This window comes from Enterobacter sp. 01-M-02-SI-ECC (assembly GCF_047530595.1).
GTDB lineage: Bacteria > Pseudomonadota > Gammaproteobacteria > Enterobacterales > Enterobacteriaceae > Enterobacter > Enterobacter cloacae_M.
The window spans coordinates 74,322-86,881 of record NZ_JBLKCZ010000010.1 but is presented as its reverse complement, the minus strand read 5'-3'; the positions used below and the strand labels follow the sequence as shown (position 1 = coordinate 86,881).

Annotated in this window: 13 protein-coding genes; 3 read left to right on the top strand and 10 right to left on the bottom strand. The window is 61.1% G+C overall.

The annotated features are described in order from the left end of the window. Positions 1-35: 35 nt before the first annotated feature. Positions 36-1,049 carry a LacI family DNA-binding transcriptional regulator gene (locus tag ACMWLG_RS14695; protein WP_045404206.1) on the bottom strand — a complete coding sequence of 338 codons (1,014 nt, stop codon included), beginning with the start codon at positions 1,047-1,049 and terminating at the stop codon, positions 36-38. 214 nt (positions 1,050-1,263) lie between these two features. Between ACMWLG_RS14695 and ascF the strand changes: the two genes are divergently transcribed. After that, entirely contained in the window at positions 1,264-2,715 is a 1,452-nt protein-coding gene (ascF, locus tag ACMWLG_RS14690; RefSeq protein WP_045355796.1) for a PTS cellobiose/arbutin/salicin transporter subunit IIBC, read from the top strand. An 18-nt stretch (positions 2,716-2,733) separates the two neighbouring features. After that, the gene (locus ACMWLG_RS14685) at positions 2,734-4,158 is read left to right on the top strand and encodes a 6-phospho-beta-glucosidase (protein ID WP_045404205.1); all 1,425 of its coding nucleotides are present in this window, start codon (positions 2,734-2,736) and stop codon (positions 4,156-4,158) included. 58 nt (positions 4,159-4,216) lie between these two features. Here ACMWLG_RS14685 and hycI read toward each other — a convergent pair whose 3' ends face one another. The 9 genes from hycI to hycA all read right to left on the bottom strand — a co-directional run bounded on the left by hycI (position 4,217) and on the right by hycA (position 11,995). Continuing rightward, on the bottom strand, positions 4,217-4,672 hold the full coding sequence (gene hycI, locus ACMWLG_RS14680; RefSeq protein WP_045404203.1) for a hydrogenase maturation peptidase HycI: 456 nt from the start codon (positions 4,670-4,672) through the stop codon (positions 4,217-4,219). Then, positions 4,665-5,075 (bottom strand): formate hydrogenlyase maturation HycH family protein, encoded by a 411-nt coding sequence (locus ACMWLG_RS14675; RefSeq protein WP_045404202.1) that lies wholly within the window; start codon positions 5,073-5,075, stop codon positions 4,665-4,667. The genes hycI and ACMWLG_RS14675 overlap by 8 nt, the downstream gene beginning before the upstream one ends. Next, positions 5,072-5,839 carry an NADH-quinone oxidoreductase subunit B family protein gene (locus tag ACMWLG_RS14670; protein WP_033146382.1) on the bottom strand — a complete coding sequence of 256 codons (768 nt, stop codon included), beginning with the start codon at positions 5,837-5,839 and terminating at the stop codon, positions 5,072-5,074. The genes ACMWLG_RS14675 and ACMWLG_RS14670 overlap by 4 nt, the downstream gene beginning before the upstream one ends. After that, entirely contained in the window at positions 5,839-6,381 is a 543-nt protein-coding gene (locus ACMWLG_RS14665) for a formate hydrogenlyase complex iron-sulfur subunit (RefSeq protein WP_023308967.1), read from the bottom strand. The genes ACMWLG_RS14670 and ACMWLG_RS14665 overlap by 1 nt, the downstream gene beginning before the upstream one ends. A gap of 9 nt (positions 6,382-6,390) precedes the next feature. Then, entirely contained in the window at positions 6,391-8,100 is a 1,710-nt protein-coding gene (hycE, locus tag ACMWLG_RS14660) for a formate hydrogenlyase subunit HycE (protein WP_045404200.1), read from the bottom strand. A 15-nt stretch (positions 8,101-8,115) separates the two neighbouring features. Next, positions 8,116-9,039 carry a respiratory chain complex I subunit 1 family protein gene (locus tag ACMWLG_RS14655; protein WP_045404199.1) on the bottom strand — a complete coding sequence of 308 codons (924 nt, stop codon included), beginning with the start codon at positions 9,037-9,039 and terminating at the stop codon, positions 8,116-8,118. Between the two features lies 1 nt (position 9,040). After that, the gene (gene hycC, locus ACMWLG_RS14650; RefSeq protein ID WP_045404198.1) at positions 9,041-10,855 is read right to left on the bottom strand and encodes a formate hydrogenlyase subunit 3; all 1,815 of its coding nucleotides are present in this window, start codon (positions 10,853-10,855) and stop codon (positions 9,041-9,043) included. Continuing rightward, positions 10,852-11,460 (bottom strand): 4Fe-4S dicluster domain-containing protein, encoded by a 609-nt coding sequence (locus tag ACMWLG_RS14645; RefSeq protein ID WP_023308971.1) that lies wholly within the window; start codon positions 11,458-11,460, stop codon positions 10,852-10,854. Before ACMWLG_RS14645 ends, hycC begins: the two co-directional genes overlap by 4 nt. 70 nt (positions 11,461-11,530) lie before the next feature. After that, the gene (gene hycA / locus ACMWLG_RS14640; RefSeq protein ID WP_045404197.1) at positions 11,531-11,995 is read right to left on the bottom strand and encodes a formate hydrogenlyase regulator HycA; all 465 of its coding nucleotides are present in this window, start codon (positions 11,993-11,995) and stop codon (positions 11,531-11,533) included. A gap of 211 nt (positions 11,996-12,206) precedes the next feature. Between hycA and hypA the strand changes: the two genes are divergently transcribed. Further along, the gene (hypA, locus tag ACMWLG_RS14635) at positions 12,207-12,557 is read left to right on the top strand and encodes a hydrogenase maturation nickel metallochaperone HypA (protein ID WP_045404196.1); all 351 of its coding nucleotides are present in this window, start codon (positions 12,207-12,209) and stop codon (positions 12,555-12,557) included. Positions 12,558-12,560 lie beyond the last annotated feature (3 nt).

Sequence of the window (12,560 nt, the reverse complement as noted above, 5' to 3'; positions counted from 1 at the left end):
GTCATCGTCACTTATGACGATGACAGCTGTCGACATCAGCGGTGCGGGCCATCAATAACCGAGTCGCGCAGCACCAGCTCGCCGGAAAAGGTTTGCTGATACTTAAACTCACCGCCGTCGAGCATGAAGATCAGGCGGCTGATAGTCTCTTTAATCATCTCCGTCACCGGAATACGCACGCTGGAAAGCGACGGCACGATGTAGGGCGCGATGGCCACGTCGTCGAAACCGATCACCGACACCGCGTCCGGGGCGGCCACGCCGCTGTCGTGCAGCTGCTTCATGGCGCCGATCGCCATGTCGTCATTACTCGCCACCAGCGCCGTAAAGCGCTCACCGCGAGCAAGCAGTACCGATACCGCCGCCGCGCCGCTGGCGGGGTTCCACTTCCCCTGCGCAATCAGCCCTTCGCGCAGCGGAATACCGTGCTGCGCCAGCGCGTCCTTGTAGCCGGAGAGACGCTCAACCCCGGTGGGAGAATCCAGCGAGCCGGTGATAAACGCGATCTCCCGGTGCCCTTTCGCAATCAGCTGCGACACCGCCTCCTGGCTGGAGGCTTTATGATCTGACCAGACGCAGTGGCTGCTGTTTTTCCGCAGGCGGCGGTTGAGCACCATTATGGGCTGCTCGCACTTCTCGACGATCTCATCCATCTCTTCCACGCTCAGGAAACGCGGATAGATGATCACCGCGTCGCAGCGCATATCGAGCAGGTACTGGATCGCCTCCCGCTCTTCATCCGCGCTGTGCTTGCCGTCCGCGAGGATCAGCTGCCTCCCCTTTTCTTCCGTCATGCGCGCGGCGTGAAACAGGAGTTCGCTGAAGTAGACGCCGTGATAGAGGGTGTTAGTCACCACCAGCCCCAGCGTCTGGGTACGTTTGGTCGCCAGGTTGCGCGCCAGTAAATTCGGGCGATAGCCGCTCTCTTCAATGGCCTGAAACACCCGGTCTTTGGTCTCCTGGCTGACGTAGCCATTTCCCGATAGCACCCGGGACACCGTGGCTTTCGAAACGCCTGCCCGCTTCGCCACTTCAAGCATCGTGGTCATGTTGTTATTCCGTCTGAATCTGATGGAGCGCAGTGTACTGCACTGCAGAAAAATTGTCGCAGCGGCGAAATCACGCTTTTGCTACACCATTGCGATCTGCATCACGAAACGAAAAAATGGTCAAAAAGCGATCTTGTTTCATCCAAAGAAACTCATGATGATTATGTGGAACCGGTTTCCTACATGTCTCACAACAATAACAGGATCACATCCGATGGCCAAAAATTACGCTGCGCTGGCGAACGACGTTATCAGCGCGCTGGGCGGCAAAGAGAACATCGTCGCCGTCACCCACTGCATGACGCGTCTGCGTTTCGTACTGAAAGACGAAAGCCTGACCGACGCAGCGCGCCTGAAAAGCATCAGCGGCGTGCTCGGCGTGGTACGCAACGACAACCAGTGCCAGGTCATTATTGGCAACACGGTTTCACAGGCGTACCGCGAAGTGGTAAGCCTGCTGCCCGCTGACCTGCAGCCCGCGGTGCCGGAAGGTCCGCAGAAGTTGACCTTACGCCGCGTTGGCGCCGGGATCCTCGACGCGCTGATCGGCACCATGTCCCCGCTGATCCCGGCGATCATCGGCGGCTCGATGGTCAAGCTGCTGGCGATGATCCTCGAGATGACCGGCGTGCTGCCAAAAGGCGCGCCGACGCTCACTATTCTGACCGTCATCGGCGACGGCGCCTTCTTCTTCCTGCCGCTGATGGTGGCGGCCTCGGCGGCGGTGAAATTCAAAACCAACATGTCGCTGGCCATCGCCATCGCGGGCGTGCTGGTGCACCCGAGCTTTATCGAGCTGATGGCGAAAGCCGCGCAGGGAGAGCACGTTGAGTTCGCCTTCATTCCGGTGACGGCGGTGAAGTACACCTACACCGTCATCCCGGCGCTGGTGATGACCTGGTGCCTGTCATACATCGAACGCTGGGTGGACCGCATTACCCCGGCGGTGACGAAAAACTTCCTCAAGCCGATGCTGATCGTGCTGATTGCTGCCCCGCTCGCCATCGTGCTGATTGGCCCGCTGGGGATCTGGATCGGTAGCGCCATCTCCGCGCTGGTCTACACCATTCACGGCTACCTGGGCTGGCTCTCCGTCGCCATCATGGGCGCGCTCTGGCCGCTGCTGGTGATGACCGGGATGCATCGCGTGTTTACGCCGACCATCATTCAGACCATTGCCGAAACGGGCAAGGAAGGGATGGTGATGCCGTCGGAAATCGGCGCCAACCTGTCGCTCGGCGGCTCGTCGCTGGCGGTGGCGTGGAAAACCAAAAACCCGGAGCTGCGCCAGACGGCGCTGGCGGCGGCAGCCTCCGCCATTATGGCGGGGATCTCTGAACCGGCCCTGTACGGCGTGGCGGTGCGTCTGAAACGTCCGCTGATTGCGAGCCTGATCAGCGGCTTTATCTGCGGGGCGGTCGCCGGCATGGCCGGTCTTGCCAGCCACTCAATGGCGGCACCGGGGCTGTTCACCAGCGTGCAGTTCTTTGACCCGGCCAACCCGATGACCATCGTCTGGGTGTTCGGCGTGATGGGACTGGCAGTCGTGCTGTCGTTTGTTCTGACCCTGCTTTTAGGGTTTGAGGATATCCCGGTCGAAGACGAAGCTGAAAAAGCGCGCGCCCTGCAGACCGCACCGGTACAGAACAACGCAGCAAAAGCATAAATTGAAAGCGAGGTAAGAATGTCTGTTTTTCCACAAGGATTTTTATGGGGCGGCGCGCTTGCCGCCAACCAGAGTGAAGGTGCTTATCGTGAAGGCGGCAAAGGACTGACGACGGTCGATATGATCCCCCACGGCGCGAATCGCCTGGCGGTGAAGATCGGTAAGGAAAAGCGTTTTTCGCTGCGTGACGACGAGTTCTACCCGAACCACGAAGCGATTGATTTTTACCATCGCTATAAAGAAGACATCGCCCTGATGGCGGAGATGGGCTTTACGGTGTTCCGCACCTCCATTGCCTGGAGCCGCCTCTACCCAAACGGCGACGAACCGCTGCCGAACAAAGAGGGCATTGCCTTCTATCGCGCGGTGTTCGAGGAGTGCAAAAAGTACAACATCGAGCCGCTGGTTACGCTCTGCCACTTCGACGTGCCGATGCACCTGGTGAAGGAATACGGCTCCTGGCGCAACCGTAAGATGGTCGATTTCTTCGCCCGCTACGCCCGCACCTGCTTTGAAGAATTTAACGGGCTGGTGAAATACTGGCTGACCTTCAACGAAATCAACATCATGCTGCACAGCCCGTTCTCCGGCGCGGGGCTGGTGTTTGAGGAAGGTGAAAACGAAGACCAGGTGAAATACCAGGCCGCGCACCACGAGCTGGTGGCAAGCGCGCTGGCGACCAAAATCGCCCACGAGGTGAACCCGGAAAACCAGGTGGGCTGCATGCTGGCGGGCGGCAATTTCTACCCCTACTCCTGCAAGCCGGAAGACGTGTGGATGGCGCTGGAGAAAGACCGCGAGAACCTGTTCTTCATCGACGTGCAGGCGCGCGGTAGCTATCCGGCCTACTCCGCCCGCGTGTTCCGCGAGAAAGGCGTGGTGATTGTGAAAGATCCCGGCGACGACGAGCTGTTAAAAAACACCGTCGACTTTGTCTCGTTCAGCTATTACGCCTCGCGCTGCGCGTCGGCGGATATGAACGCGGGTAACACCAGCGCGGCGAACATCGTGAAGTCCCTGCGTAACCCGCATATTCAGGTGAGCGAATGGGGCTGGGGCATCGACCCGCTCGGCCTGCGCATCACCATGAACATGATGTACGACCGCTACCAGAAGCCGCTGTTCCTGGTGGAAAACGGCCTGGGGGCGAAAGATGTCGTTGATGAAAACGGCGAGATTAACGACGACTACCGCATCAGCTATCTGCGCGAGCATATCCGCGCGATGGGCGACGCGATTGAGGACGGCGTGCCGCTGATGGGTTACACCACCTGGGGCTGTATCGACCTGGTGGCCGCCTCAACGGGCGAGATGAGCAAGCGCTACGGGTTTGTGTACGTCGACCGGGACGACGCAGGAAACGGCACGCTGGACCGCAAGCGCAAGAAATCGTTCTGGTGGTATAAGAAGGTGATTGCGAGTAACGGGGCGGATCTCGAGTAGCCTGTTGCCCTCACCCCGGCCCTCTCCCACAGGGAGAGGGAGAGGGGTTTGGCACTGCTCAGAGCTGAGAAAAACCTCCATCCCCAACCCACTCCGCAAGCCGTGAATAGACCCGTTCCACCGCCTCTTTCACCGGCGGCGTCATCGGGTAATAAAACCCCACGATGTCCGGCTGAATCCCCAAAAACAGCACCTCGCCCACGTCGTCTTTAATCTGATCGACCAGGTAGTTCAGCGGCATATTGTGGGTGGTCATCATAAACATCTCGGCGATGTCGTCCGGGTCAATCAGGCGGATCTCACCGGGGTTGAGCCCCATATCGGTGGCATCGACGATTAACAGCCTCTCCGGGCGCAGCTCGCGGATGGCGACCACGTCGTTTTCCGGCGCGCTGCCGCCGTCAATCACCACCCAACTGCCCTGCGGGTTTGCGGCGCACATCTCTGCCAGCAGCGGGCCCGCGCCGTCGTCGCCCATCATGCTGTTGCCGACACACAGTAAAACGTCAGTCACGTAATCTCCTCACCATCAGGTAGATGGCGCTCTCCTGATGAATATCGTGCAGCATGCCGAGCAGCGTTTTGCTCCACGACTGCTGCTCGGGGGTTTGCCTGCCGAGCGCCGCGTCAAAGGCGTTGGCGAGCATCGCAATGTGGTTGGCGTCGATGACGATCTCGCCGTACTTCGGCACGCCCTCCATCTTGCGCCGCGCCGTGCTGCCCTCCTCCAGCGTGGCGATCCATGCCAGGTACTCGGGCCACGGGCAGCTCAGCTCCGCCTCCAGGCAGTCAATCACCCCGAGGTGATGCCCAATCGCCAGGCTGTAATAGACCACCTGCTGCGCCGCGTCGGGCGTGGCATCGTTCTCATCAATAAACTTACGGCTCAGCTGGCTGAACACCACCGTTTCACTCATCGGATACGCGCCTCATCCACGATGCTGTTCAGGTTCGCCACGATCTCATTGAGACGCGGATCGTTTTCCGCCTCCAGCCAGCGCGCCACCTGATGGTCGCCCTGGCTCAGCAGGCGCAGATAATCATCGGCAATCTGACGCCCGTAGCGATAGCCCGCCAGCCTGCGCGCCGTGCGGTCAATCTTCACCCGCAGCGGCTGGACCATGTCCGGGTGCAGGATGGCCGCAGGCCGGTTGTCCAGCTCGCCCGGCTCGCGGGCGTGGATTTTCTGCTCCAGCAGGCCAAGCGCCATCGCGAAGCCGTACAGCGTCGCGGCAGGCGTTGGCGGGCAGCCCGGAATGTAGACGTCCACCGGCACGATTTTGTCGGTGCCGCCCCAGACGCAGTAAAGGTCGTGGAAGATACCGCCGCTGTTGCCGCAGGCCCCGTAGGAGATGCAGATTTTCGGGTCCGGCGCGGACTGCCAGGCGCGCAGCGCCGGCGAGCGCATGGCGCGGGTGACGGCCCCGGTAAACAGCAGAATGTCCGCATGACGCGGGGACGGCACCACTTTGATGCCGAAGCGCTCGGCGTCAAACAGCGGCGACAGCGTAGCGAAGATCTCGATCTCGCAGCCGTTGCAGCCGCCGCAGTCCACGCGGTAGACGTAGGCCGAGCGTTTGATTTTTTTCAGCAGCGACGCCTTCATGCTGGCGATGGACTCCTCCACCGTCATCGGCACAGGAATGCCGTTAGCGTCTCGCGGGCCCAGTAGGTTTTCCATCAGCTGGCCTCTCTCATATGGCGGGTGATATCAATACGGTCGGACGGCAGCAGGCACTTCTGACGCTTGCACTCCGGGCAGGTTTCAAAGCTTTCGCGGTGGTGCTCCGCGCGGGCGTCACCGTTGTGCTGCAGCAGCGCGATGGCATAGTCGATCTCTTTTTGCACGGCGAACGGGCGCCTGCACACGCGGCAGCTGCACAGGTCAAAGCGCGACTGCTGGAGGAAGTCCTCCTTCTTCCACACCGCCAGCTCGTACTCCTGCGACAGGCGAATGGCGACCGTCGGGCAGACCTCCTCGCAGCGGCCGCAGAAGATGCAGCGCCCGAGGTTAAACTGCCAGGCCAGTTCGCCGGTTTTGAGATCCGTTTCGACCGTTAAGGCGTTCGACGGGCAGGCGTTGACGCAGGCCGCGCAGCCGATGCATTGCTGCGGGTTGTGCTCCGGCTTGCCGCGAAAGTTTTTATCCACCGGCATCGGCTCCAGCGGATAGCTGCTGGTCTGCGTGCCCGTTTTGATTACTTTTTTGATAAAGGTAAACATGGCGAGTCCTTATTTCAGCGGCGAGTTTTTACGCTCGATGCTGTAGCGCTCAAGCTCTTTGTACGGCACCACCTGGCTTTTTTTCTTGCGCACGTCGACCACGGTCATGCGGTCAGTGCAGGAGTAGCACGGGTCGAGGCTGCCGATGATCAGCGGCGCATCGGAAACCGTGTTGCCGCGCAGCATATAGCGCAGGGTTGGCCAGTTGGCGTAGGTGGCCGCGCGGCAGCGCCAGCGGTAGAGCTTCTGGTTGTCGCCGGTCATGCTCCAGTGGATATCGTCCCCGCGCGGCGCTTCGGCAAAGCCGAGGGCAAAGCGGTTAGGAATGTAGGTAAAGCCCTCCACCATCAGCGGGCCGCCGGGAAGGTTATCGAGACCGAAGTCGATCATGTTCAGGGCGGTGAACACCTCGTTGATACGCACCTTGAGGCGCGAGATGACGTCGCAGCCCTGCTCGCTGTGCACGGTCATCGGCAGCAGGCCGTAGCCGACGAACGGGTGATCGGCGCGCGTGTCGCGGGCGTGGCCGCTGGCGCGCACCATCGGGCCGACGTTGCTGAAGTCGCGGGCAATTTCCGGGTCAAGGCGGCCGATGCCGACGGTGCGCTGCTCGATGTTTGGCGTGCTGAGCAGCATGTCCACCAGCTCCTGCACGTCGCGGCGCATCTGCTGCGCCAGCTGACGGGTCTGGATCATGTCGTCCTTCAGCAGGTCGCGGCGGATCCCGCCGATCAGGTTCAGACCGTAAGTTTTGCGCGCCCCGGTGAGGATCTCCGCCATCTTCATCGACGCTTCGCGCACGCGGAAGAACTGCATAAACCCGGAGTCAAAGCCGACGAAGTGGCAGGCCAGTCCGAGGTTCAGCAGGTGCGAGTGCAGACGCTCCACCTCCAGCAGAATGGCGCGGATCATCTGCGCGCGCTCCGGCACCACGATCCCCATGCCGTTTTCCACCGAGGTGGTGTAGGCGGTGCTGTGGGCGAAGCCGCAGATGCCGCACACGCGGTCAGAGAGGAAGGTCACTTCGTTGTAGCCCATGCGGGTTTCCGCCAGCTTTTCCATGCCGCGGTGGACGTAGAACAGGCGGTAGTCGGCGTCAATAATGTTTTCGCCGTCGACGAACAGGCGGAAGTGGCCCGGCTCGTCAGAGGTGACGTGCAGCGGGCCGATCGGCACCACGTTGTTGTTCTTGCTGCCCAGCTCGTTGATGAACTCGTAGGTTTCGCTGTCGGTAGTTGGGGCCGGGCGCTGGCGGTAGTCCATGCTGTCTTTGCGCAGCGGATAGAGCTCGTCCGGCCAGTCGTCAGGCAGCACAAGGCGGCGCTCGTCCGGCAGCCCGACCGGCACCAGACCGTACATGTCGCGCACTTCACGCTCGCCCCAGACGGCAGCGGGCACGCGGGGCGTGACGGACGGGTATTCTGGCTTAGCCGGGTCGACCTCGACGCGCACGGTGATCCAGCACTTTTCGCCCTGCTCCATAGACATCACGTAGTACACCGCATAGTTGCCGCACAGCTGGCGCTCGTCGTTACCGAACAGCACCGACAGCCAGCCGCCCTGCTGGTAGTAGAGAAACTCCACCACTTCCGGCAGATAGTTCACCTTTACGGTGACGGTTATCTGGTCTTTGGTTTGCCAGGACTCCTCCAGCACCACGCCGGGGAAAGCCTGATGCAATGCGGCGAGATACTGCTGACCTTTCTTTTCTTCAGACATAAATACTCTCTTTAATCACGCCACCAGCAAGGAGACGAACGCTAAAAATGCAAAACCAAACCCGGCCCAGGTGATGCGGGACGTTTCCACAAAACGCAGACGCGCCATGCTGTTTTCGAACAGGGCAATCACCAGCACGCCGACCAGCAGCTTGAGGGCGGCAACCACGACGGCCAGCAGCAGACCGCCCGCGGAGAAGTGCGTCATCTGCCCCCACGGGAAGAAGACGCCGACAAACATCTGCAGCACCACCAGCTGTTTGAGGCTAATGCCCCACTTCAGCACCGCAAAGCCGTAGCCGCTGTACTCGGTGAGCGGCCCTTCCTGCAGTTCCTGCTCGGCTTCCGCCAGATCGAACGGCAGTTTGCCCATCTCGATAAAGGTGGCGAACGCGCAAGCGCACAGCGCCAGCACCAGCGGAATGGAGCGGGCAACCGGCCAGTGGTAGACGGCGTGGGTGATAAAGCTGATGTGGGTGGAGCCCGCAACCTGCGCGGCAACCCACAGCCCCAGCAGCAGGATCGGCTCAACCAGCACGCCGAGCATCGCCTCGCGGCTGGCACCGATGCCGGTAAACGGGCTCCCGGTGTCCAGGCCCGCGATGGCAAAGAAGAAGCGGGCGATAGCGAAGAGGTAGATAAGCGTGATCAGATCGCCGAGCGCCGGCAGCGGCGATCCCACCGTGACCACCGGCAGCGCGGTGGCGATGGTCAGCATCACGCCCACCATCACAAACGGCGTCAGACGGAAGACCCAGCCTGCGGCATCCGGCGCCACGCTCTGGCGAGAAAACAGCTTGAAGAGATCGCGATACTCCTGGAGCACGCCAGGGCCGCGACGGTTGTGCATCCGGGCGCGCGCCACGCGCGTGATGCCCGACAGCAGCGGCGCCACGGCGAACAACACCAGCGCCTGAAGAATTGCCAGTAACAGATTCATGTCAGGCTCCTCGTGAAATCACAATGACCACCAGCACCGCCAGTTCGATGACCGCCAGACGGCGGAACAGCGCGGGTGCGGCAGCGCTCTGCCAGCCGGGTACCCAGCCGACCGGGTTCAGCCAGTGGCGCAGCTTCAGCACGGCGGCAAAGTTTTCTTTTACCGGCATGGCGAAGCCGTGGGCGGTAATGACCATCGACTGTTCGTGTTCGTAGCCACAGGCCCACGCCGCACCGCGCGAGCGGGAGGCGAGCCGGTCGCGTTTGAAGAACATCATCAGGATGAGCGGTAGCAGCGGTGCGCCAATCAGCAGCAGCGCGATCATGGGCTGAGAGACGGTGGTATTCGCCACGGTCAGCGGCAGCGGAATGGCGTTGCCCAGCAGCGGCAGCAGCCACGGCGCGGCGACGCCGCCCGCGATGCAGCACAGCGCCAGCGCGACCACGCTCACGCCCATCAACAACGGTGCGCAGCAGGCGTTTTCCGCTTCGCGGGTGCGCGGCGCGCCGAGGAAGGTCACGCCGTAGACTTTCGCCATACACATCACCGCCAGCGCCCCGGTTATCGCCAGACCGACCGCCAGCAGCGGGCCGAGCAGGCGTGCAATAAATGCGTCGCTCTGGCCGAGCGTGAAGAAGGACTGGTAGATCACCCACTCCCCGGCAAAGCCGTTCAGCGGCGGCAGCGCGGCCATTGCCATCAGACCCACCAGCATGGCGAGCGAAATGACGGGCATCTTTTTGCCAATCCCGCCCAGCTTTTCGATATCCCGATGGCCGGTGCGGAAACAGACGCTTCCCGCGCCGAGGAACAGCGTGCTTTTAAACAGGCTGTGGTTGACGAGGTGATAAAGTCCGCCGATAAACCCGGCGGCAATCAGCGCCGGCTGGTTGAGCGCCAGCCCGGTCACGCCCGCGCCAATGCCGAGCAGGATGATGCCGATGTTTTCCAGCGTGTGGTATGCCAGCAGGCGCTGGATATTGTGCTCCATCAGCGCGTACAGACCGCCGACGAACGCGGTAATCATTCCGGCGACCAGCAGCACGACGCCCCACCACAGAGGCGGTTGTCCGCCGGTCAGCGTAATCACCAGAATCCCGAACAGACCCACTTTCATCACCACCACAGAAAACAGCGCGGCGGCGGGCGCGGAGGCATTCGCATGCGCCTGCGGCACCCAGCCGTGCAGCGGGATGATGCCAGCGAGCAGGCCAAAGCCGAGCACGCCCAGCAGCCAGACGTCGTTCCCCAGCGGATGCCCGTTGAGCGCAGCGAAGTCCAGCGTGCCGAAGCGGTGCCACACCAGCCAGCAGGCCAGCGCCAGCAGCAGCGTTCCGAGGCGTCCCAGCGCAAACCACAGCTTGCCGGAGGCGCTGCAGCCCGTCAGGAACACGCCGCACAGCGCCATGATTTCCGCCATCACCACCAGCGCGCCGAGGTTGCTGGCGATAACGGTGCAGACCGCCGCCGCCATCAGCAGGTTAACCAGCAGGCCGTTAGCCCTGACGTGCGGATGGCGGTGCCAGTCGATATTGAACAGGCTGATAAACAGCCCGCACAGGCCAAACGTCACCAGCCAGATGGCGTTCAGGGGCGCGATCTCCACGTTGTGGCGAATCAGCGGCATCACGGTCTCAGCGGACTGGCCGCCGAGCAGGACAACGCCGCCTGCTGCCAGCGTCATCAGGCTAGCAACCGCCCCGCCGAGTCCGGCGATCGCGCCGCTCAGGGTTTTATGGAATGAGAAGATCAGCGCCAGAACAGCGGCGCCAGCAAAACAGGCTACCGCGCTGGTAATCATCATCGCCGCGTTCATTTCGCCCCCTCGTTAAGCGCCTGTAGCAGAGAAAGGTCGCCAAAATCACTGTTGATGGTCAGCTCGCGTTTACGCTTGCTGGTACGGGCGATGTCGCGAATGTTAACCAGAATCAACGCCTTAGTCGGGCAGGTGCGCACGCAGGCCGGCCCCTGCTCATCGAAGCTGCACAGGTCGCATTTCACCGCAACGGCACGGATGCCGGGCACCCAGTCCAGCAGCGTGCTTACGCGTGCCGGAGCCGGTGGTGCGGGCGGGGCTTTTGGCGAGTTGGCGTTCGCCGGAATATGCAGCGGACGGCTGCCGGAAAATTCAATCGCGCCGAACGGGCAGGCAATGCCGCACAGCTTGCAGCTTACGCACAGGCTTTCGTTCAGCTGGACAGCGCCATCCACGCGAGTGATAGCATTTACAGGACAGACACCCGCGCACGGGGCATCCTCACAGTGATGGCAGAGCTGCGGGGCAGACTCTTTTTCATTACGCATGACGTGCAGGCGCGGCATGGACTGCAGCCCATGCAGGCGATGCGTTTCCGAGCACGCCGCCTCACAGGTTCGACAGCCAATACAGACCGTCGAGTCAGCAATTACAAAACGGTTCACCGGGTTATCCTCTGGTGATAGTCATTTTTGACGAAAAACTGTCTTGTCGACACTTCTCGACACGCAGGAGTCAGGCCACGTTCGCTGAGGTATTTCCATCCATCAGCTGCTTCAGGTTGACCGGGAGATCGTGTTCAACGGCGGCGTACAGGCCGTTATAGACCGGCGCGATTTTTTCCAGATAGTGCTCCAGCACCTGCTGGCGATCGCGGTTGCTGACGTGGCCGTCCACCATGCCATCGGCCATCAGCTGCGCCTTCGCAATACACTGTTTTTCGCCGTCTTTTGTCTCGAGGTGGTACTCAATGGTGTGGCTGTTGAAGTTATCCGCTAGGGTAACGTTGATGATGAAATGGCCGAACAGGACGAAGCGCATGTCGCCCTGCGCCGCGCAGCTCATCGCGTGGTGAAGACGCGCTTTCGAGAGGGTTATGCCCTGAACCAGAGAGTTGCAGTAGAGGTGCCACTGGTCCTGCAGCTGCTGATGACGCTGCGCGATGTAATCCGCTTTTTCGCTGATTTCCCAAATAGTCATAGAAGGTATCCGGTTAATGGAGATAGCGGCTGTTAAGCAGATTCCATGCCAGTTTTTAACTTTCTGATTTTAAATAGATTTAATTACAAACCCGCTGTCAACGCCGCGGTGTCGACGTGTCATTTCGACAGCGTTGACATCGTCACGCCTTAACAAAAATCAAGCTGGCACCGTTATTGCATTCAATGGCGCAATTCATTGAGGAGGCGTCATGCACGAAATCACCCTCTGCCAGCGGGCTCTGGAACTTATCGAACAGCAGGCAGTGCAAAACCACGCGAAGCGCGTCACCGGCGTCTGGCTGAAAGTCGGGGCGTTTTCCTGCGTTGAGCCCAGCGCCCTGAATTTCTGTTTTGAGCTGGTGTGTCGCGGCACGCTGGCGGAAGGCTGCGAGCTCCATATCGAAGAGCAGCAGGCGGAGTGCTGGTGCGAGCAGTGCCAGCAGTACGTCACCCTGCTGTCATCAAAGGTTCAGCGCTGTCCGCAGTGTCAGAGCACCGGTCTTCGCATCGTGGCGGACGACGGCATGCAGATCCAACGCCTCGAAATCGAGAAGGAGTAAAGT